General features: G+C 67.1%; 16 protein-coding genes and 2 pseudogenes. 7 read left to right on the top strand and 11 right to left on the bottom strand.

All coding sequences use genetic code 11. The annotated features are described in order from the left end of the window. Position 1 precedes the first annotated feature (1 nt). The 5 genes from rsmD to IAU68_RS05330 are packed head-to-tail and all read right to left on the bottom strand — an operon-like array spanning position 2 to position 5904. Positions 2 to 583 carry a 16S rRNA (guanine(966)-N(2))-methyltransferase RsmD gene (gene rsmD / locus IAU68_RS05350; protein ID WP_171193389.1) on the bottom strand — a complete coding sequence of 194 codons (582 nt, stop codon included), beginning with the start codon at positions 581 to 583 and terminating at the stop codon, positions 2 to 4. A gap of 18 nt (positions 584 to 601) precedes the next feature. Next, complete coding sequence (locus tag IAU68_RS05345) at positions 602 to 2704, bottom strand: ATP-dependent DNA helicase RecG (protein ID WP_171193390.1); 2103 nt, start codon at positions 2702 to 2704, stop codon at positions 602 to 604. Next, positions 2705 to 4276: a DAK2 domain-containing protein gene (locus IAU68_RS05340; RefSeq protein WP_171193391.1), complete on the bottom strand. Its 1572-nt coding sequence runs from the start codon at positions 4274 to 4276 to the stop codon at positions 2705 to 2707. Between the two features lie 23 nt (positions 4277 to 4299). Next, positions 4300 to 4941 carry a uracil-DNA glycosylase gene (locus IAU68_RS05335; RefSeq protein WP_171193392.1) on the bottom strand — a complete coding sequence of 214 codons (642 nt, stop codon included), beginning with the start codon at positions 4939 to 4941 and terminating at the stop codon, positions 4300 to 4302. After that, positions 4942 to 5904 (bottom strand): thiamine-phosphate kinase, encoded by a 963-nt coding sequence (locus IAU68_RS05330; RefSeq protein WP_231699107.1) that lies wholly within the window; start codon positions 5902 to 5904, stop codon positions 4942 to 4944. Positions 5905 to 5938: 34 nt separating this feature from the next. On the opposite strand from IAU68_RS05330, the gene IAU68_RS05325 reads away from it, so the two are divergent. Continuing rightward, entirely contained in the window at positions 5939 to 6865 is a 927-nt protein-coding gene (locus IAU68_RS05325; RefSeq protein WP_171193394.1) for a DUF3515 domain-containing protein, read from the top strand. A 4-nt stretch (positions 6866 to 6869) separates the two neighbouring features. On the opposite strand, the gene IAU68_RS05320 is transcribed toward IAU68_RS05325, so the two are convergent. Both IAU68_RS05320 and IAU68_RS05315 read right to left on the bottom strand, forming a co-directional pair. Then, positions 6870 to 7919 carry a D-alanine--D-alanine ligase family protein gene (locus IAU68_RS05320; protein WP_186337533.1) on the bottom strand — a complete coding sequence of 350 codons (1050 nt, stop codon included), beginning with the start codon at positions 7917 to 7919 and terminating at the stop codon, positions 6870 to 6872. Positions 7920 to 7943: 24 nt separating this feature from the next. Then, entirely contained in the window at positions 7944 to 8942 is a 999-nt protein-coding gene (locus IAU68_RS05315; RefSeq protein ID WP_186337532.1) for an NAD(P)H-dependent glycerol-3-phosphate dehydrogenase, read from the bottom strand. Positions 8943 to 9026: 84 nt separating this feature from the next. Here IAU68_RS05315 and IAU68_RS05310 point away from each other — a divergent pair, with 84 nt between their 5' ends. From IAU68_RS05310 to IAU68_RS05300, 3 genes are read left to right on the top strand one after another with little or no spacing between them, the layout of a single operon-like run. Then, positions 9027 to 10058, top strand: coding sequence for an NUDIX hydrolase (locus tag IAU68_RS05310; protein WP_171193395.1), 1032 nt, complete (start codon positions 9027 to 9029; stop codon positions 10056 to 10058). Between the two features lie 41 nt (positions 10059 to 10099). Beyond that, positions 10100 to 10570 (top strand): YbjN domain-containing protein, encoded by a 471-nt coding sequence (locus IAU68_RS05305; protein ID WP_171193396.1) that lies wholly within the window; start codon positions 10100 to 10102, stop codon positions 10568 to 10570. A 3-nt stretch (positions 10571 to 10573) separates the two neighbouring features. After that, on the top strand, positions 10574 to 11026 hold the full coding sequence (locus IAU68_RS05300; protein ID WP_171193397.1) for a hypothetical protein: 453 nt from the start codon (positions 10574 to 10576) through the stop codon (positions 11024 to 11026). Between the two features lie 37 nt (positions 11027 to 11063). Here IAU68_RS05300 and leuD read toward each other — a convergent pair whose 3' ends face one another. Then, positions 11064 to 11657 carry a 3-isopropylmalate dehydratase small subunit gene (gene leuD, locus IAU68_RS05295; RefSeq protein WP_171193398.1) on the bottom strand — a complete coding sequence of 198 codons (594 nt, stop codon included), beginning with the start codon at positions 11655 to 11657 and terminating at the stop codon, positions 11064 to 11066. Between the two features lie 12 nt (positions 11658 to 11669). Continuing rightward, positions 11670 to 13091, bottom strand: coding sequence for a 3-isopropylmalate dehydratase large subunit (gene leuC / locus IAU68_RS05290; protein WP_171193399.1), 1422 nt, complete (start codon positions 13089 to 13091; stop codon positions 11670 to 11672). A gap of 59 nt (positions 13092 to 13150) precedes the next feature. On the opposite strand from leuC, the gene IAU68_RS05285 reads away from it, so the two are divergent. Beyond that, complete coding sequence (locus IAU68_RS05285; RefSeq protein WP_171193400.1) at positions 13151 to 13837, top strand: IclR family transcriptional regulator; 687 nt, start codon at positions 13151 to 13153, stop codon at positions 13835 to 13837. A gap of 37 nt (positions 13838 to 13874) precedes the next feature. On the opposite strand, the pseudogene IAU68_RS05280 reads toward IAU68_RS05285, so the two are convergent. Both IAU68_RS05280 and IAU68_RS11485 read right to left on the bottom strand, forming a co-directional pair. Further along, a pseudogene (locus tag IAU68_RS05280) lies at positions 13875 to 15656 on the bottom strand (alanine racemase); the annotation flags it as partial. Positions 15657 to 15697: 41 nt separating this feature from the next. Beyond that, positions 15698 to 16213, bottom strand: a pseudogene (locus IAU68_RS11485) (pyridoxal-phosphate dependent enzyme); the annotation flags it as partial. Between the two features lie 26 nt (positions 16214 to 16239). Between IAU68_RS11485 and IAU68_RS05270 the strand changes: the two are divergent. Both IAU68_RS05270 and IAU68_RS05265 read left to right on the top strand, forming a co-directional pair. Then, positions 16240 to 18831, top strand: a complete 2592-nt coding sequence (locus tag IAU68_RS05270; protein ID WP_171193401.1) for a YhgE/Pip domain-containing protein — start codon at positions 16240 to 16242, stop codon at positions 18829 to 18831. After that, positions 18828 to 21017, top strand: a complete 2190-nt coding sequence (locus IAU68_RS05265; RefSeq protein ID WP_171193402.1) for a YhgE/Pip domain-containing protein — start codon at positions 18828 to 18830, stop codon at positions 21015 to 21017. The genes IAU68_RS05270 and IAU68_RS05265 overlap by 4 nt, the downstream gene beginning before the upstream one ends. Positions 21018 to 21030: the final 13 nt, after the last annotated feature.

Here is a 21030-nt window from a genome sequence, read left to right as displayed (position 1 = left end):
GTTAGTTGTCCTCTACTTCCGGGTCCCAGTACACGGCCATATCCATACGCGCGATGCCGTAGATGCGTCGCTTGAGTTTCTGACCGGTCGGGGTGAATTCTTCAGGCCAAGCGGTCTCGGGGCTGTCGCGGTGGCGCTCGACGACGACCACCGCACCGTCGGTGAGGATCGGTTTGAGCGCCTCAACCATTTCGGCGACAGCCTCGTCGGCAAGGTCGTACGGCGGGTCAGCGAGCACCGTGTCGAAGTACCGCTTCGGCGCGTTGGCGACGTAGGTGGAGGCCTTCATCTGCTCGACGCGCACGTTCGGGTGCTTAACCACGCCCGCGTTGTACTCGATGATCTGGCAAGCCTCCGGGTCGTTTTCCACCAGCACAACCTCCGCCGCGCCGCGCGAGGCAGCTTCCAACCCGAGGGCGCCGGAGCCGGCGAACAGGTCGAGCACATGCTTATCGACGAACCCAAAGCGCACCTGCAGCGACGAGAACAGTCCCTCGCGCGCACGGTCGGATGTGGGGCGGGTACCTTCCGGCGGCACCTTAATCTTGCGGCCGCGGGCCTCGCCCGAGATGATGCGGTTCATGCCGACAACTCTAACGCGCTAGCTCTTGTCCAAATATTCGAAGTCCTCCGCCTCGAAGTCGGCGGTAGCGGCGCGGGCGAATTCCGGGTTGTTTTTTACCAGGTGTGCAGCGTCGTCGTAGGCGCGGCGCACGATGTCGTAGTCCTCCACCATGTTGATCAGTTTCAAGGTCCGCTTGATGCCGGACTGGCCGGTGCCCAGCACGTCGCCTTCACCGCGGTTGAGCAGGTCCAACTCTGCAAGCGCGAATCCGTCGGACGTCGCCGCCACCTGGGACACGCGGGTAAAGCCTGGCGTGCCCTCTTCTGCGAGCGTGTGGAACAAGCACAACGAGGCGTTGCCGCCGCGGCCCACGCGACCTCGCAACTGGTGCAGTTGGGAGACTCCGAAGTGCTCGGACTCGCGCACCATCATCACCGTCGCGTTGGGCACGTCCACGCCGACCTCGATGACTGTGGTGGAGATGAGCACATCGAGGCCGCCTTTGGCGAAGTCGGCCATCACGGCGTCTTTCTCCTCGCCCTTCATCCGGCCGTGCAACACGCCGACTTCGAGATCCTTGTACTCGGTGGCGGACAGTTCCTCGGCCACCTCGAGCACGCCTCCCTCGCCGTCGATGCGCGGGCAGACTACGTACGCCTGGTGACCGGCGGCGACCTCCTCGCGGATCTTCTCCCACGCGCGCTCCACCCAGCGCGGCTTGAATTCCGGCACGACCGCGGACTGGATCGGTTTGCGCCCGCCCGGCAGTTCGCGCAGTGTGGAGACTTCCAAGTCGCCGAAAACGGTGATTGCGATGGTGCGGGGAATCGGTGTCGCCGTCATCACAAGCAGGTGCGGGGTGGTCTCCCCCGCCTTTTCGCGCAGTGTGTCGCGTTGCTCGACGCCGAAGCGGTGCTGCTCGTCGACGACGACCAGCCCCAGGTTGAAAAAGTCCACGCCCTCTTGCAGCAGCGCGTGCGTACCGACGACAATGTCTGCCTCTCCGGAGACAATCTTCAGCAGCGCGTCCTGGCGTTGTGCAACAGGCATCGAACCGGTCAGCGCCACCACGCGGGTGGGCAGGCCAGCGTTCAAAAGCGTCATCGTCAGCGACCGGGCGTGCTGCATGACCAGCACCTCGGTCGGTGCGAGCAGCGCCGCCTGGGCCCCGTTGTCCACGGCCTGCAGCATGGCCAGCAGCGACACGATGGTTTTACCGGAGCCGACCTCGCCTTGCAGCAGGCGACTCATCGGGGTGTTGTTCGCCATGTCCCCTGTGATGTCCGCCACCACCTCTTTCTGGCCGCGCGTGAGCGGAAACGGCAGGCGTTCAAGCAGCGCGGCCTCGTCGCCGTCCTGCTTGTACGGCAATTCGGGTGCGCTGTGGGCTGCGGCGTCCATGCGTCGCACCCCCATCGCAAGTGCCACCGACAGCGCCTCGTCGTACTTCAACCGCTCCACAGCACGCCAAGGGCCCTCCGGCCCGGGCTCGTGGACCTGGCGCACCGCGGCGTTGAGCGGCAGTAATCCAATCGGGGTGAAGCCGAGGGGCTCGTCGATACGCGGAAGCGTTTTGAGCACGGTGTGGATCGCGCCCATGACCGTCCACGAGTTCAGCTTGTCTTTTTTGCGGTACAGCGGCAACCACTCCCGGCCGGCAAGCATCTGTTCGATATCGCCGAAGTGACCGAGTTGCCGCAGCGCGCCCGTCGCTTCAGTGGGCCCGTCAAGCAGCACAAAGTCCGGGTGCTGCAATTGCGGTTCGCCGCGGTAGTAGTCGAGTTTGCCGGTGAACATCACCTGTCGGCCAGGTTGGAGCACGCGTCTGGCGTAGTTGGAACCGAAAAACGAGACCTTGAACAAGGTGGCGCCGTCGTGGACGTCCACCTTGGTGATCGGCCGCTTCGGCTGCTTCTTGCTCGGATAGGTCACGGAATCCAGCACCTGGCCGACTACGGTGACCGTGTCGCCGGCTTGCACCCCGCTCAAATCGGCACCAGTGCCGTAGTGCAGGTAGCGGCGCGGGTAGTAGCGCAGCAGTTCGCCGCATGTGGTGATGCCGAGGTATTTCTCAATCGCCCTCGCTTGTTTTGCGGGAATGACCTCCCCGAGCGGGCGATTGTCCTCAAACCCCAGCATTTACTCCACCCCGATCTCCGCGCACGCTTGCAAACCGTCTGCAGGATAGACCATCACTTCGACACCGAGGCTGTCTTCCAACGGGCGGAGCTGGTCTTCGGTGAGTTCTTCCGGGTCGAACAGCACTGTGACCTGCTCGCCGCCGTGCTCAAGTAGGCGCTTGCAGGCGCGGGTGACCGCGTCCAGCGGGTCGTCGGCAATGAGCAGCGTCTCGCCGCGCGCGGAGACGACCACATCACCCTTCGCCACCGCACCGCTCAAGGTCAGCGCGCCCTTTTCCGCGCGCTGTGCGACCGCCGTGCGCATCTCACCGGCGGCCTCCGACATGGAAAACGCCGCGGTAGCCAGCGGCTGGTTCGGATCGTGCACAGACAGCGCCGCGATACCCGAGACGAGGCGCACCGTGGGCAGCAACGTAATGGTCTGCTCGAGCGCGCGCGTCGCCTTTTCCACCGCAGCCAAGTTCCGGCTGCTGAGCAAGCCGTTGGGCAGCACGATGATCTCCTGGCTGCCGGAGCGGCGAATCGCCGAGAGCATCTCCGAAATCACGTCCTCGCCAGGCGCCACCGCAACCGCGCCGGCCTGGCTGTAGAGCTGCGTGAGCGAGCCGGGCGGCGTCACGGCAATAATCAGCCGCTCCGGGTTGTGCACCGCGGGCGCGCCGGGCAGCACCTCGAGGCGCAAATTGCTCACTTCACCAAGCCTGTAGGCGGTTTCGATCACCGCGCCGGCGTCGAAGGAGTGGATGTGCACGGTGGCCTCGTCGTCGGCAAGCCGCGCGGTCACCAGGCTGTCGCCCATCGGGGTCAGTTCCTGCTTCAGCGCCGCGATATCCCCGCGGAAGGCGAAGAGCACCTCGAGAGGGGGCGCGCTTGACGACGACTCCACGTGACCGGTCTCACCCTCCCCTGCAGTCCCAACATCGTGCATCGGGGCTTCGACCCCGGCCTCCTCCAGCACGGCCTCGAGCAGGATGACCAGGCCGGTGCCGCCGGCGTCGACCACGCCAGCGTCGCGAAGCGCCGGTAACTGCGAGGGCGTGTTCGCCAAAGCCTGGCGCGCGGCGGAGGTCGCCGGGCCTGCCACCTCGATCATGGAAAGCCCGTCGTGCACCCCAGCGTCCTCGATCGCCTGCTGTGCGGCGACGGAGGCGGCGCGCAACACAGTGACCACGGTGCCTTCAACCGGATCCGCAATCGCCTGGTCGACGAACCGCACCGCATTGGCGAGCGCGTCGGCGAACATCTCCCCGTCGGAGGCGTCGTCCTTCACCGACTGCGCCACACCCCGGATGACCTGCGAGAGCACCACGCCAGAGTTGCCGCGCGCGCCGCGCACCGCACCGACGGCCAGGGCCTCGGCGACGTCGACCACGTGTGCGTCGTCGTCAAGCAACTGCGCTTCCTCGCACGCCGAGCGCATGGTGTGCGCCATGTTGGAGCCGGTGTCGGCGTCGGGGACGGGAAAGACGTTTAACTGGTTGATCTCCACCCGCCGGCGGTCGAGCTCAGCGGCGGCGCGGCGGGCCCAGGCGCGCAGCCGCGGGCCGTCGATAAGCGGGGAGGCAGACATGGTGGCAAAGCTTACAGGGACTTTTACAGGCTCCAGTCGACGGGTTTCGCGCCCTGTGCCTCAAGCGCCTCGTTCGCGCGGGAAAACGGGCGCGAGCCGAAGAAGCCGCGCGACGCCGACAGCGGCGAGGGGTGCGGCGACTCGATCCGCGGCGTGCTGCCCAGGAACTTCGCGGCCGTCTGCGCATCGCGGCCCCACAACAACGCCACCAGCGGAGTGTCGCGTGCTACAAGCGCCTCGATGGCAGCCTGGGTGACCGCCTCCCAGCCCTTGCCCCGGTGCGACGCCGGCTTGCCCGGGCGCACGGTGAGCACACGGTTAAGCAGCAAAATGCCTTGCTTCGACCAATTCGATAGGTCGCCGTCGCTGCGCGGCGGAACCCCGAGGTCGTCGTGAAGTTCGCGGTAGATATTCACCAGCGAACGCGGCGCCGCGACACCGGGCTGGGTGGAAAACGCCAGCCCCATCGGGTGCCCCGGTGTGGGGTACGGATCCTGGCCCAGGATGAGCACGCGTACATCCTCGAACGGGTCCGCAAACGCGCGCAGGATGTCGTTGCCGCGCGGCAAGTAGGCATCCTCGCCGCGCAGAAAATCGCCCATCGCGTGGATTTGGTCTTCCACCCCTGCCAGCGGTTCCTGCCAGGATTCGTGCACCGGAAGCATCTAGAAACTCTCCCATCCTGTGGTGGTTGCGGGCGCTTCGCCGTCGATACGCACACCCGATTTGCGTGTGACGGTGCCGATCGAGCGAAACCCGACCGGCGCCGAGCCATCGATGGTGCCGATGAGCGTGTGGTCCTCGCCGCCGGTGAGCACCCACTGCCACGGGTCCACCTCGAGAAGTTTCCCGGCGGCGCGCAGCGTGTCGTCCGGTGTGATCGAGACCGAGGACAGGTCGATGCCCACCCCGGAGGCGTCGGCCACCATGCCGATGTCGCGGATCAGCCCGTCGGAGTTATCCGTCATCGCCGTCGCCCCCGCCGCACGCGCGACCACGCCGCGGCCCGGCACCAACTGCGGAACCTGGTGGGCCTGAACGAGCACCTCAAGCTCTGCGGGGATGTCCACCCCTGCCTGCAATAGCGCCAGCCCGGCCGCCGAGTAGCCGATGTGCCCGTGGGCGACGACACGCTGGCCCGGCCGGGCGCTAGACATCCGCAACTCTTCGCGGTTGCCGCCGAGCGAGCCGATCGCCGTGACGGACACGACGAGCTGCCCACCGCCGGTGACATCGCCGCCGACGAGCTCGCAGCCGTACTCGCCCGCCATATCCCCGATGCCGCGGGCGAGTTCCTCCACCACGGCGGCCGGGGTGTCGCTTGAGGCCGAGACCGACATCAACACGGCGATTGCGCGAGCACCCATGGCCTCGATGTCCGCAAAGTTCTGCACCGCCGCCTTGCGCCCGAGCAGGTACGGCGTGGTGGTCTCACGGGTGAAGTGGCGCCCCTCCACCAGCATGTCCGTGCCCGCCACCACGCGCGAGTTCGGCACCGACGGGATGAGCACAGCGGCGTCGTCGCCGTTGAGGTCGGACGGAGCTGCGGCGCGGATCGCTTTGATCACCGCCTGCTCGCCTACATCTTCAAGCGTCGGCCCGGCGGTGGGAAATCCTGTGGTGATCACGGGTAGCGCTGCCCTTTCGTTAGACTGTTCCGCCATGACAACTACGGCGCACGAACCACAGATTAACCGCACAGCCATCGCGATCAGTCTTGGGCTAGCGCTGTTGTTGGTCATCGGCGCCGTGGTGGGCGCGCGCATCTACTTCAACCAGGTGGCGCTGCAGCCCGTCGCGATGACAGATTTGCCCGCGCCACAGGCCGATTCGCAAGCGTGCGCGTCGCTTATCGGCGACCTCCCGTCGGACCTGCACGGCCACCCCCGCGCCGAACTCGCCGAACCGGCACCAGCGGGCGCTGCGGCGTGGCGCTCCTCCTCCACCGAGCGCATCACCCTGCGCTGCGGGGTGGACATCCCCGCGCAGTACACCGACTACGCCATAACCGAGGACATCGACGGGGCGAGATGGCTGCGTGTCGACGACATCACGCCGCAGTCCACCCTGGCCACCTGGTACACGGTGGACCGCTCGCCTGTTGTCGCAGTCACGGCGGACACCGAACAGCTCGACGGCGGCGCTCCGGTCGACGGGCTGGACCTCGCCGCGCTCGAGCAGCACGACCAGCCACGCAACCCCGCCCCGCTGACAGAACTTGAAGCCGCCGACTCATCGAAGTGCTCCGGGTTGTTGGACGCCGCACCGGAGTCCATCGCCGAGGGCTACACCCGCACTGAGCCGGCAGGCGACAACACAGTGGCCTGGCACGCCAAGGGTCGTGACCCGATCGTGGTGCGCTGCGGCGTGGCGCCCTCGCCGAACTACGGCCCGGGCGAGCAGTTGGCCCAGGTCAACGGCATCCCGTGGTTCGAGGACGTGAAGCTTGCTAACGGCACCACCGCTTCGACCTGGTACGCCCTCGGCCGCGATAGCGGTATCGCCGCCTCCCTGCCACAGGCCGAGAGCAATGAAGCGATCACCAACCTCACCGACCTGATCGCCGAGCACACCGCCGAGGCGAAGTAGCCCGCTAACGCAGCGCGGTCTGGATGAGCGTGTCCAGTAGCTGCGGGTAGTCCACGCCGCTGGCCGCCCACACCTGCGGATACATCGAAATCGACGTGAAGCCCGGCATCGTGTTGACCTCGTTGAACACCGGCCCCTCTTCGGTAACGAAGAAGTCCACGCGGGTCAGCGACTTACAGTTCAGCGCCTTAAAGCACGTCACGGCCGTGTCCTGCAGCCGCTTGGTCAGTTCTTCGTCGTACTGCGCCGGGATCGTCGCCGTCACGCCGTCTTCGAGGTATTTCGTCTCAAAGCCGTAAAAGCCCTCCGCAGATTCCTCGGTGCCGTTGAGTTTCGCCGGCACGGATGCGGCGATGGTGCCGTCGGGGCGCTCGAGGACGCCGATTTCCACCTCGTCGCCAACCAGCTCGGCTTCCACGATGACCTTCTCGTCCGACTCGCGTGCAAGGGCGTAGGCGGCGGCGAAGTCCGCCCAGTCGCTCACCTTGGACACGCCGATGGATGAGCCGCCGTTGGCTGGTTTGACGAAGACGGGTAGGCCGAGGTGGTCACGTTCGTCGTCGTCCAGCGAGCTGCGCCCGTCCAAGATCACCTCGCGGGTAATTGCGATGCCCTCGGCTGCGACGAGTTTTTTCATGTACTCCTTGTCCATTCCGCACGCGGAGGCCAACACGCCCGGGCCGACGTACGGCACGCCGGCGAGCTCGAGGAGTCCCTGGACGGTGCCGTCCTCGCCGTACTTGCCGTGCAAGACTGGGAAAACAGCGTCGACGTGGACGAGTTCCTCACCGGTGGCGACGTCAAAAATCAGCCCCTTGCGTGTGGGGTTGATGGACAGCGCAACCTCGCGGCCCTCCGGTACCTCCGGCAGCGCCACGCCCGCAACCGGGTCGGTGGTGCCTTCGACCCACACGCCGTCTCGGGTGATCCCGATCGGGAACACCTCGTAGTCCGCAGGCATGTGCTCCATCACGGACGCGGCGGAGATGCAGGAAATCGAATGCTCGGTGGACATGCCACCGTAGAGAACAGCTACGCGAATCACGCAGACCAATTTACAGCCCGCGCGCGGCGTGTTTTACTCCGCCTTCTTGCTGCGCCCCATCAGCGCCGCAATGGTGTCGGGCACCCGGAAACCCTCGTGGCACACCGCGTACACCGCCTGGGTGATCGGCATCTCGACCCCGTTCGCCTCTGCGAGCTGGAAGATGCTTCTCGACGACACCACGCCCTCGGCCACCTGCCCCTTGGTCGCCGCCTTCGCCTCTTCCATCGTGGCGCCTTCGCCGAGGGCAGCGCCGAAGGTGCGGTTGCGCGACAACGGCGAGGCGCATGTGGCCACCAAGTCGCCTATGCCCGCGAGGCCGGCGAACGTGCGCGGGTCGGCGCCGAGTGCGTCGCCAAGCCGCGTCGTCTCAGCCAGGCCGCGGGTGATCAGGGAGGCCGTGGTGTTGTCCCCCAGCCCCTGGCCGGCCGCCATGCCGCAGGCGAGCGCGATGACGTTTTTCGTCGCGCCGCCGATCTCGCAGCCGACGACGTCGGTGTTGGTGTACGGGCGCAGGTACGTCGTGGCGCACGCCGCCTGAACGAGCTTCGCCCGGTTTCCGTCCGTGCAGGCGATCACAGTCGCGGCCGGCTGCTCCAGTGCGACCTCGCGCGACAGGTTCGGCCCGCTCAGCACGGCGATGCGATCCGGGTCTGCCCCGGTGACCTCGGCGATGACCTGGCTCATACGCTGGTGCGTGCCAGTTTCCACGCCCTTGGAAATCGACAGCATCGTCGCGTCCGACGGGATCATCGGCGCCCACTTGGACACGTTGTCGCGCATCGTCTGGCTGGGGACGCCGAAAACGACAATGGCGGCGTCGTCAAGCGCGTACTGCGCATCGGACGTCGCCTCGATGGCGGGCGACAACTCGATACCGGGCAAGTACTCCGGATTTACGCGCGTGTTTTCAATCGTTTCCGCAAGCGCGGGCCTGCGGGCCCACAACGTGACCCGGTTGCCCGCGTCTGCGAACACCTTCGCCAGAGTCGTGCCCCATGACCCCGCGCCAAGTACCGCTACGTTCACCATATTTTCCGCATCCTCCCAGCCTGACTATCCGGTTCAACGTACCATTCGTAGCGCTGCCAGCCCATGTGCGTAACAATGGAAGGCATGCCTACGAACGCCTCGAAAGCCACCGCCAAAAGCGGAGAGCTCCACGAACAAGACAAAGACGCCCAAGGCGAGAAGTTTCTCACCGGTCGTCTCCAGGAGATACCGCTCAAACCGCAGGACGAGTTTAAACGGACCACTTTGGCGGCCGGTGCGGTGCTGTGGCGCGGCAACCTACGCGAGCCCGAGACTGTCGAGGTCGCCTGCATCCACCGCCCGCATTACGACGACTGGTCGCTGGCCAAGGGCAAGGTCGACCCCGACGAGTCCCTCGTGCAGACCGCTGTGCGCGAGATCAAGGAGGAAACCGGCTACGACGTGCGCCTGGGCAAGCACTTGGGCAAGACCGTCTACCCGGTGAAGAAGACCACGAAGGTGGTCTACTACTGGACCGGTGAGGTCACCGGCGGCGAGTTCGTGCCCAACGACGAAGTCGACGAGATCCGCTGGCTGCCGATCGACGAAGCGATTGCGCTCATGACCTACGACCTCGACCGCGAGGTGCTCGCCAAGGCGCAGAAGCGCTTCCGCACCCCGGCCGACGCACGCATCCTTTACGTGCGCCATGCCCGCGCGCACGACCGCGCCAAGTGGTCCGGCGACGACAACCTGCGCCCGCTGGACAAGAAGGGCCGCCGCCAGTCCGAGATGCTCGTGCCTTTGCTCAGCGCGTTCAACCCCGAGCGCATCTACTCGGCTGTTCCCGAGCGCTGCCAGACCACGGTCGCGCCGCTGGCGGATGAAAGTGGCCTTGACGTGGTCGTCGACAAGCGCTTCGGCGACGACGCGTGGCTCGAGGACATGGTGGGCGCCCAACGCGCGATAACCGAGGTCATCGCGGAAGGCGGCACCAGCGTGGTCTGCGCCCAGGGCGAGGTCATCCCGGGCATGCTCGCGTGGCTGTCTGCCCAGGGCACCTTGCCCATCGACGGCGACATCAACGCCAAGAAAGGCTCCGTGTGGGTGCTGAGCTTCCACGACGGCCAACTCACCGGCGCCGACTACTTTCCCTCGGCCCTGCCCGTGATCTAGCACCGCGACAACTCGTTTCACGAAAAAGAAAGGACGCGCAGATGGCAACAGCATTTCCCGCCATTTCCCAAGACCGCATTGCCGCCACGCTCAAAGCGATGGATCTGAAGTACTACCAGGAGGACACCGGCGAGACCCGCACGGCATTTCCGGGCCTGGCCGTCTTTTTCGACGTGGCCAACGAAGGCTTCAAGGCCTCCGCGCGCTGGATGGCCACGGTGCGCGGCGCCGACCAGGTGGCGACGTTTCGCACGCGCTGCAACGAAATCAACCGCACGATGCCACTCGTGCGCGTGCACCCGGTGCGCCGCGACGACGACACCGCAGTTGCGCTAATCGAGGCACCGTTCTTCTCCAACGACGGTTTTTCCGACGATCAGATCCGCGAAATGCTGGAGTACTACTTCTCCGCCATCCACCACATCGCGCAACTCCTGCGCGATGCGCTACCGGATGTTGAAGAGACCTTGCCGACGAACTCCACCGGCACCGATTCGAACCAGGAGGCGTAAAACATGACCGCACAGACGAGCAACGTGAGCATCGAGCGCGTCAAGGCGCTGTTCGACAAAGAAGGCTGGAAATACGAATCAGCGGAGCAGGGACCCGCGATCCGCTCCGGATTTTCCGGCATCGGGTTGGAAATCAACGTCATCGAGCCGAACCTCAACGTGGTGACCACCCTCGCGACGGAATCGGTCAAAGCTGAGCGGTTCGACGAGGTGCTCGACTGGGTAGAGCAGTACAACTTTGACAAGGCCTACCCCACGGTCAGCGCCATCAAGGATGAAAAGCGCGACGTTACAGCACTGTCCGCGGCATATTCGTTGCCCGGGTTCTGGGACTACACCGACGACCAGTTCGCCGCGCAAGTGAGAACCGGTATCCAGGGCGTCGTCGTGGCCTCCCGCGACTTTCTGGCGCAGTTTGCGCCAGACGTAGTGCAAAAGATCAACGAGCGGGCCTAAACCCGGTCGTTGATCCTGCCGTCCGGTCGGCCGCCGCTTAGTTTCGGACGGCCGGTTTGAACGGTGGACGGCCGGCTTCGAAGCGCTCGATGGCGGCTTCGTCGCGAAGCGTCAGCCCAATATCATCGAGACCTTCTATGAGGCGCCAGCGGGTGTAATCGTCGATCTCGAACGTGAAGGTGTTGCCGCCTACAGTTACGGTGCGGTCCTCCAGTGAGACGACCGCTTCGTCGCCGGGGTGCTGTTCGAGGTGCTTCCAGATCAGGTCGATGTCGTCCTGGTTCATCGCGCCCGCAAGCAGGCCCGCCTTGCCGGCGTTGCCGCGGAAGATGTCTGCAAAGCGCGGGCTGAACACAGCCCGGAAGCCGTAGTCCATCAGCGCCCACACAGCGTGCTCGCGAGACGATCCGGTGCCGAAGTCCTCGCCGGTGAACAGCACGGAGCCGTTTTTGTATGCGTCCTGGTTGAGCACGAACGTGGGTTCAGACTCGCGCCAGTTTGAAAACAGGCCGTCCTCGAAACCGGTGCGGGTGACGCGCTTGAGGTAGCGGGCCGGGATGATCTGGTCGGTGTCGACGTTGGTGCGCGTCAGCGGGACGCCGACGCCGGTGTGGGTGGTGAATTTTTCCATGGTCGGGCTCCTTTACAGATCTGCCGGGCTGGCGAGGTGGCCAGTCACCGCAGTGGCGGCGGCGACGAGCGGGGAAACCAGGTGGGTGCGCCCGCCCGGGCCTTGACGGCCCTCGAAATTGCGGTTGCTTGTCGACGCACTGCGCTCCCCCGGTTTCAACTGGTCCGGGTTCATGCCCAGGCACATTGAGCAACCTGCGGTGCGCCACTCAGCGCCGAAGTCGGTGAAGATCTTGTCCAGGCCTTCGTCCTCGGCTTGCTGTTTGACCACGGTCGAACTGGGAACCACGAGCATGCGGGTGTTCTGCGCGATTGTGCGGCCCTGGACCACCTCGGCGGCGGCGCGCAAGTCCTCGATGCGGGCGTTCGTGCACGACCCCAAGAACACGGTGTCGATGGCGATGTCGCGAAGCGGGGTGCCCGGGGTGAGGTCCATGTAAGCGATCGCTTTTTCGGCAGCTGCCTTCGCGGTGTCGTCTGTGAAATCCTCCGGGTCAGGAACGTTCTCGCCCAGCGGCAGGCCCTGGCCCGGGTTGGTGCCCCAGGTGACAAACGGGGTCAGCGCCGCGCCGTCGATTTCCACAACGGTGTCGAACCTCGCGCCTTCGTCGGTAGGCAACGTCTTCCAGTACTCCACCGCGGCGTCCCAGTCGGCGCCCTTCGGCGCGTACTCGCGACCCTCCACGTAGTCGAAGGTGGTCTGATCCGGCGCGACCATGCCGGCGCGGGCACCGGCTTCAATGGACATGTTGCACAGCGTCATGCGCGATTCCATCGACATTTTCTCGATGGCCTCGCCGCGGTACTCGATGATGTGGCCCTGACCGCCGCCAGTGCCGATCTTGGCGATGATCGCCAGAATCAAGTCCTTGGCCGTGACACCTTCCTGCAGCTCGCCGGAGACTTCGATCGCCATCGTCTTAAAGGGCTTCAGCGGCAGCGTCTGGGTGGCCATGACGTGCTCCACCTCGGAGGTACCGATACCCATGGCGATCGATCCGAACGCGCCGTGGGTGGAGGTGTGCGAGTCGCCGCACACAATCGTCATGCCCGGCTGCGTGATACCCAACTGCGGCCCTACGGTGTGGACGATCCCCTGCTGGACATCGCCCATCGGGTGCAACTTCACGCCGAACTCTTCACAATTGTCGCGCAGCGTTGCCACCTGGGTGCGCGACGTCGGCTCAGCGATTTCAGTCAGCGCGCCGTTGGTGATGCCGACGGTGGGCACGTTGTGGTCCTCCGTGGCCAGGTGCAGCTCCGGGTGGCGCATCGTGCGCCCCGCCATGCGCAACCCGTCGAAGGCCTGCGGCGAAGTCACCTCGTGCAGCAGCTGGAAATCAATGAAGATGAGGTCGGGGCCGCCGTTTTCCCCTTTCTGCACCACGTGGTCGCGCCACACTTTTTCCGCTAATGTCAGCGGCGAATCAGCCATGAGGTCCTCCTTCACACAGTTCCCAACATCTCACAATATGGGATGTTAGGATTCGATCTGTGAGACAGTATAACGAAGGCTCCGGAATCAAAGTTCTTGACCGCGCAGTCGCTATCGCACGCTCCGTTGCTGCAGGCGACAAGACACTCGCAGAACTTAGTGACGACACCGAGCTCCCCCGCGCCACTGCCCACCGCATCGCGACAGCACTCGAGCTTCACCACGTGCTCGCCCGAAACGACCACGGCGAGTGGAGGCTCGGGCCCGCCCTCTCCGGCTACGCCGCGGGGCCTTCCCCGAAGCTGCTCGCGGCTGCGGCGCCGGTGATGCGCGAGCTCGTCGCGGCAACCGGCGAGTCTGCCCAGCTTTACCAACTCACCGGATCCACCCGCACCTGCATTGCGGCGGAGGAGCCGGAAAGCGGCTTGCACAATGTGGTGCCCGTCGGCTCCCGCCTGACGCTTGCCGCCGGATCCGCGGCCCGCGTCTTCGCTGCCCACGCACCGATCGACGCGCCGTTCGACACCGCCGACCTGGAGCGAGTGCGCGTCGACGGGTTCGCCGAGTCTGTCGCCGAGCGCGAAGTCGGCTTGGCCTCGGTCTCGGCGCCGGTATTCGGACCCGATGGCACGCTTGTCGCGGTGTTATCCATCTCCGGCCCGGCGGAGCGGCTCAGGCCCTCACCCGCAGGCAAGTGGGGCGCCGCGCTCAAGGACGCCACCGCTCGGCTGAGCGCCGAGCTCTAGCCGAGCTCCGGCCTGGCAGTGGGGGCGCCAACGGGCGTCAGCGAACGTCGATGTCGTCCAAGCGCCCCGCGGGCCACACCACGTTCTTCGCCAGCGGAATCTGGTGCGACGCGCTCTCCAGGATGCGCATGAAGTACCCAGCGGTGTTCGGGATCGCGACGAGGTCTCCCGGTGCTACCCCAGCAGGGAAGCGGATCTTGCGCCGCAGGATCAGTTCGTCCTCAATGCAGTAGGCGCCGACCAAGAACGCCTCGATCTCCTCGCTCGGCGGGGTCCGCTTGACCAGGTAGGGGTCGATGAGGAAGTCATCCGAGGTCGTGCGGCACTGGGTGCGGTTCATGGCTAGGCCCACCAGGGGCACGCCGTCGGAACAGGTCTTGGTGAAGGCGACTTTGGCAAGGGTTAGCCCGCAGCCGTCGACAAGCGAGCGCCCCGGCTCAAGATGCAGACGCAACCCGCGCTCGCGCAGCGCCTCTGCGACGCCGCCGGAGAGTACCTCGGTGAGCCACGCGCCGCGCGTCGGCTCCTGCCAGTACGGGTACGTGTTCCGCAATGGGTCGGACCTCCAGGTAAAGGGCTCGGCGTAACCGCTGCCCTGCAGCGCGATCGCGTCCTGGTACGCGTGCCATTGCGCCTCATCCGCCAGGTAGGACATGGGCACACCTCCCCCAATCTCCACGAACGCGGGCGCGTGGCCGGATGCAGCCAGCGCGTCAACAAGCCGCATGCACTCGCGCAGCGCGGACGCGCGGTCCGCCGCCGCGTAGCCGTGCAGGTGCGTGTGGATTCCCACGATCCCGAGGTTTCGGCGCAGCGTGCGAAAGTACTCCGCCCAGGCGTCGAGGCGCTCGCCGAAGCGGGTCGGCGGCATCGTGCGCGAATCCGGGGCGAGCAGGAGCGCGACCTTGGCCACCGCGCCGCGCGCGGTGGCGAGCCGAGCGATGCGCTCCGCCTCCGCGCGGCTGTCCGCGGAGATAACCACCGCGTTGTCGATGGCCAGGGCCAACAGCCGGTCGGACTTGATCGCCGCGGAGCAGATGATCCGCTCCCCGGGCATCCCCCGCTCGAGCACTTGGCGCAGCTCGTTCTCGCTGGCGACGTCGACGCCGTGGCCCATCCCGCGCGCCTCGTCGGCGAATACCAGCGCCTTGTTGGCTTTGCGAGCGAAGAACACCTTCGTCTCCACGCCCGCCGCGGCCCCTGCGCGCACGAGCTCGCCGATGTTGTCACGCATCGGTGCGGGGTTGACGACGTTGACGGGGCTGCCAAACGTTTCGACGAGCCGGGCGCACTCCTGCCCATCCGCCAGCATTTCACGCCACCAGCTCACCTTGCGCGGCCGCAGCGGCGGCAGGCCGTGGACCCGCTCCGGGTCGGCGAGCGCGGCACGTGTTACGCGACGCGCCCACGCGGGGATGACCTCGTGCTCGCCGCGGCGCAGCGTGTCATGCCCGAGGATCCACCCCTCGCTCACTCTGCCTGCGGCGGCGATGTGGCGCTGGCCCGCGAGGGTGCCGTCGCGCTCGACCATGAGCGAGCCGGTCTCTGGGTGCTCCCGGCCGATGCCGCAGCGCACCAGCTCCGCCTCGAGGGTGCCCTCGACGAGGCCGGGCGGGGCATTGACGGCGTCGATGACGGCGGAGGCGCCGACCTCGCGGGCGAGCTGCGCTAGGTCCTCGTCCCCGCGCCCGAGCAGGTCCGTGCGGATGCGCCCGGAGTCGATGAGGGCGAGCACTTCCCTGGCAGTATCGGCGGGAGGGCCGAAGGCGACGCGCTCGAGGGTGCGGGTGAGCCTGCCGAAGCGCCGAGCTGCTCGACGATCTCGCGCCTCGTCCCCTCGCTGTGGGCGCGGAAGGCCGCGCGGTTGGAGTACTGGTCGAGGTTGAGCCCCCCGAGCTCGTCGACGAGGCGCCCCACCAGCGCGCGTCGCGCGGTGAGCCAGTTCCCCGTCTCAGGGTCGGGCTCCTCGACCGGGTGGATGTGCGCGCCGAGGGCGCGCATGTGGGCGAGCGTGGCCTGGTTGGTGCGCGGGTCGACGACGCAGTGGAACTCCCACCCGCCGACGGCCGCCTCGCGGGCCAGAGCCACGCCCAGGTTTCCGGAGCTCGACTCCACAACGACGCTGCCCGGGCCGAGCACGCCGCGCTCGAGGGCGTCGGCGACGAGGGCGCGGGCTGTGCGATCCTTGGCGCTGCCGCCGGGGTTGAAGGACTCGAGTTTGGCCCAGACCCGGGCGTTCCCGCCGCCGAGCTCGGGAAGGGAAACGAGGGGCGTGCCACCAACGGCGGCGAGCAGGCCCGGGGATAATTCGGAGAGCTTGGACGCCAGCTTATGCGTTTCGGGCCGGCGGGGCCGCCGCGGGGCGTTTCGCCTCACGCTCCATTCGAGGGTACGCTCGCCACGTGAGAAAGAGCGGGCAGATTCTTGGACGGGACATTCGTCGCCTGCTGCGCGTTCCCCGGGCCTTCATCATCATCGTCGGCGTGCTCATCACCCCCGCGCTTTACGCGTGGTTCAACATCAACGCCTTCTGGGATCCCTACGCCCACACCCAGAACATCCGCATCGCGGTGGTCAACAACGACCGCGGCGCCTCCGCCGAGCGCGTCGGCGAGGTCGACGTCGGCGAGCAGATCACCGAGCAGCTCAAGGGCAACGACAAGATCGGGTGGGTGTTCCTCCCCGAGGACGAGGCCCGCGACGGGCTCATGCGCGGCGACTACTACGCCATGTTCCTCATCCCGCCCGAGTTCAGCGAGGACCTGCTGAGCCTGGTCAGCGGCACCTACACGCAGCCGGTGCTGGAGTATTACGTCAACGAGAAGAGCAACGGCGTCGCCCCCTCGATCACCGACGCCGGCGCCTCCGCCGTCGACACGGCCGTGTCCGAGGCCTTCAAGAAGAAGGTCGGCGAGGCCGCGGCGACCGAGCTGCGCAACACGGGGTTCGCGTCGCGCGATAACGCCGAGGAGGCCCGAGGCAAGGCCTCCGGGAGCTTCGGCCAGATCGCCGCCGACCTCGACGCCGCCCAGGGGCGGGTGGCCACGATGAAGCAGAGCATCAGCGGGGCGCGCCCGGTCGTCGCCGAGCTGAACACCCTCGTCGGTTCCGTCGACGACACCCTCGGGTCCGTGGACTCCTCCCTCGGCGAGGCCGAGGGGATCATCGCCGAGCTGCAGAAGTCCTCCGCCGGTTTCAGCGCCGACACGTCGACCGCGCTCGTCGAGTCCACCAACGCGCTCAGCCTCGGCGCCGCCTCCGCCAACGCCTCCATCGCGGAGGCGACGGACCAGCTCGGCACCGCCCAGGGGCGGGTGCGCTCCGCCGTCGGCGAGGTCGACGGCGTGGTTAAGCAGGGCGAATCCGCCGCCGCGCAGCTGCGCGCCATCTCGGCCGGGGCGGCCCTATCGCCCGAGGTCCGCGCTCAGCTCGACGCCGCGGTCAGCGCGCTGGAGGAGCGTACCGCCGCCTCCCGCGCCGTCCTCGACGGCCTGAACAACGTGGACCGCAGCGCGGGCGCCGCGCTGGCGTCGATAGGCGAGCTCGGCGACTCCCTCGAGGCCGCGACCGCCGACTCCAACGCCGCAGCGCGCGACGCGAGCACGCAGCTCGGCGAGTCCGTGCCCGCGATCAACGCCTCGCTCGCGCAGGCCTCCGGCAGCGTCGCCTCCGTGCGCGGCGCGCTGAGCAGCCAGCGTGCCCTGCGCGAGGAAACGACCTCCCTGCTCGCCGGGGTGGAGAACCAGCTCACGGCGAGCCTCGGCATCCTCGACGAGGTCTCGGGCAACCTCGGCACGCTTGCCGACGGCGCCCGCTCCGCCCAGTCCGACATCAACGCCCTCCTGGCCACCTCCGACTCGGAGGCCCTCAACACTGTCACGAACCTCAACTCCGCGAAGATCGGCGAGTACATCTCCTCTCCCGTCACCGTCGAGCAGCAGGCCGTCTTCCCCACGGAGAACTACGGCAGCTCCATGGCCTCCTTCTTCACTAACCTGGCCCTGTGGATCGGCGCGTTCGTGCTGACGATCATCTTCCGCGTCGAGGTCGACACCGAGGGCTTCCGCCGCCTCACCGTCGGCCAGGCTTACCTCGGCCGCTTCCTCCTCTTCGCCACGCTCTCGGTGCTCCAGGCCGTCGTGGTGACGCTCGGCAACGTGGCCTTCGGGGTGCAGATGCAGTCCGTCGCGGCCTTCCTCGCCACCGCGATCGCCATCGGGGTCGCCTACACGGGGATCATCTACACCATCGTCTCCGTGCTCGGCCACATCGGCCGCGGCATCGCCGTCTTCCTCGTCGTCATCCAGATCCCGGGCGCGTCGGGCCTCTACCCCATCGAGCTCATGCCCGCCTTCTTCCGCCACGTCTACCCCTTCCTCCCCTTCCGCTACGGCATCGACGCGATGCGCGAGACCGTCGCTGGGTTCTACGGCCACCACTACCTCCGCTTCATGGCGGCGCTTCTCGCCATGTCCGCCGCGGCCTTCGCCCTGGGCTGGCTGTTCCGGCTCACGTCCTCGCACGCCAACCTCCTGTTCAACCGCCAACTCGCGCGCACCAACCTCATCACCAGCGAGAAGGTGGAGGTCATGGGCTCGCCCTACCGCGCGTCCGACATCATGGCCGCTCTGTCGGATCGGGATGAGTTCCGCGGGGGCGTCGAGAAGCGGGCGCGGATGCTGCGGGAGAACTACCGCACCCTTATCTTCGGCGGGATCGGCGCGGGCGTTGTCGGCATCGCCATCATCACCCTGCTCACCACGCTCCTGCCCACCGACAAGACGATCATGCTCGCCATCGTTGTCGGCTGGTCGCTGCTGGTCATCCTCTACCTCGGCGCGGTGGAGTACTTCACCCAGAGCCTCGTCGATGCCGAACAGGTCTTGCGCCTCGGCGACACCGAGCTGCGCGAGGCCGTAATACACCGCCACGACTCCGCTGGCACCAGCGTCCCCATCGGGCCCGGGGACGCCGAAAGCGAGGGCGCCAAGTGAGAACCGTCTTCTCCATCGCCTACAACGACCTGCGCCGGCTCTACACCAACGTCATGGCGGGCATCGTCATGGTCGGCCTGATCGTCATCCCCTGCCTCTTCGCCTGGTTCAACGTGCTGGCCACGTGGGACCCATTCGGCAACACCGAGCGCCTCGAGGTGGCGGTGGCCAGCACCGACCGCGGCCACACGAGCGATCTCACCCCGCTGGCCGTCAACGTCGGCGACATGGTCCTCTCCCAGCTCTACCGCGACGACTCGATGGACTGGGTCATCACCGACGTCGACGACGCCATCGAGGGCGCGAAGTCCGGTGAGTACTACGCCGCCATCGTCCTGCCGCCCACGCTGAGCGACGACATGTTCACCTTCTACGCCGGCAACGCCAAACCCAGCCGGATCGACCTCTACGTCAACGAGAAGAAGAACCCCATCTCCCCGCTGCTCGTTTCCAACGGCACTCAGGGTGTCAGCGCCCAGATCAGCGCGTCGTTCACCAGGGCCCTCTCCGAGGTGTCCTTCGGGCTGATCGAGACGGCCTCGGACTTCTTCAACGAGGCGGAGACCAAGCAGGCGCTCGACTCCATCGAGACGCGCACCGCCAGCGCCCGCGACCAGCTGCTCTCCAGCGCTAGCACCGTCGACGCGCTCGCCTCGCTCACAGAGTCGAGCGTGCCGCTCGTCGACAGCGCCGAGCGGATCTCCGGGGCGCTGGGCGACTCCCTCGGGCAGGTCCGCCCCGTCGACCTCGGGGTCACCGGGGCGGGCCTCAGCGGCGACGGCGCGGCGCTTGCGGCGGCGCTGGGGGCGACGTCGGTAAGCTTCGCCGCCGTAAGCGACCGCGTCGACCAGCTGCTGGCGGACTCCTCCGCCACCTCCCAGGCCACCGCCGCGAGCCTGACGGACATCGCCGCGCGCGTGGATGTCCAGGTGAAGCAGTACACGGCCCTGCGCGACACCATCAACGGGCAGGTCGCCCCGGCGCTTCCCCCCGACGCCCAGCCGGGGGTGCGCGCGGTGGTCGGCGACCTCAACGACGCCATCGCCCGCCAGACGGCCGTGCGCGACCGACTCAACGACGCCGCCGCGCACCTCACCGGCGGGCAGGGCGGCAGGGACGGGAAGAACGCGGACCGGCAGGAGATCGAGGACTCGATCGCCCGGGCCCGCGAGGCGATGGACTCGGCCAAGAATTCCTACGACACCGGGATCCGCCCGCGCCTCGAGGCGCTGTCGGGCTCGCTGGACAACGTCCGGGCGAACGTCGACAAGGCCCGCTCGGACATGGACGGCGTCTCCTCTGCCCTGGCCAACCGGCCCGGCTCGCTGCGCGACACCCTCGCAGCCTCCGGTTCGGAACTGCGCGACACGGCGGAATCCCTGCGCGCCAACGCGGCGAGGATGCAGGAGGCGCAGCAGTCGATCGCGCAAGCGCGCTCGAGCGGGGACCTGACGAAGCTGGCCGACCTCGTCTCCAGCCACCCGGAAGTGCTCGCCGACGCCCTCGTCGACCCAATCAAGGTGGAGCGCAAGGCGGTCTTCCCCCGCGTCAGCTTCGGCGCCGGCATGGCCCCGCTCTACACCGTGCTCGCCCTGTGGGTGGGCGCCCTGTTGACGTCGGTGGCCGTGCGCATGGACGACCGCTCCATCGAACAGAACGTGGTCGATCCCGACCGCCTCACCGCGGGCCAGAAGTACTTCGGCCGCTACCTGACGTTCGTGATCACCGGCCTGGCCCAATCCACACTCCTCATGGGGGGGCTCATCATCTACGTGGGCATCGAGCCCGCGCACCCCTTCCTCCTCTTCATGGCGGGGTGGGTCTCTAGCCTGGTCTTCCACCTGATCTGCTACACGCTGGTGCTCTCCCTGAGCAACGCCGGCAAGGCCGTGGGCGTGCTCATCCTGGTGCTCCAGGTCTCGGCGGCGGGCGGCGCCTACCCGCTACAGCTGCTGCCGGGCTGGACGCAGGCGATCAGCCCCTGGCTGCCCGCGACCCACTCGATCCGCGCTATGCGCGCCGCGGTCTTCGGCACCTACGGCTGGGACTACTGGCAAGCACTCGGCATCCTCGTTCTCTTCGTGCCGCCTTTCCTCTTCCTCGGCCTCTGGCTGCGCCACCGGCTGCGCCACGCGATCGGTCGCATGGACGACGCGGTCGCCCAGACCAAGGTGATGATGACCTAGCGCGCCCAAAGGT

Source organism: Corynebacterium lujinxingii (assembly GCF_014490555.1).
In the GTDB taxonomy this organism is placed as follows: Bacteria; Actinomycetota; Actinomycetes; order Mycobacteriales; family Mycobacteriaceae; genus Corynebacterium; species Corynebacterium lujinxingii.
The sequence above is the reverse complement of the archived record's forward strand: the minus strand, read 5'-3'. Positions and strand labels throughout refer to the sequence as shown.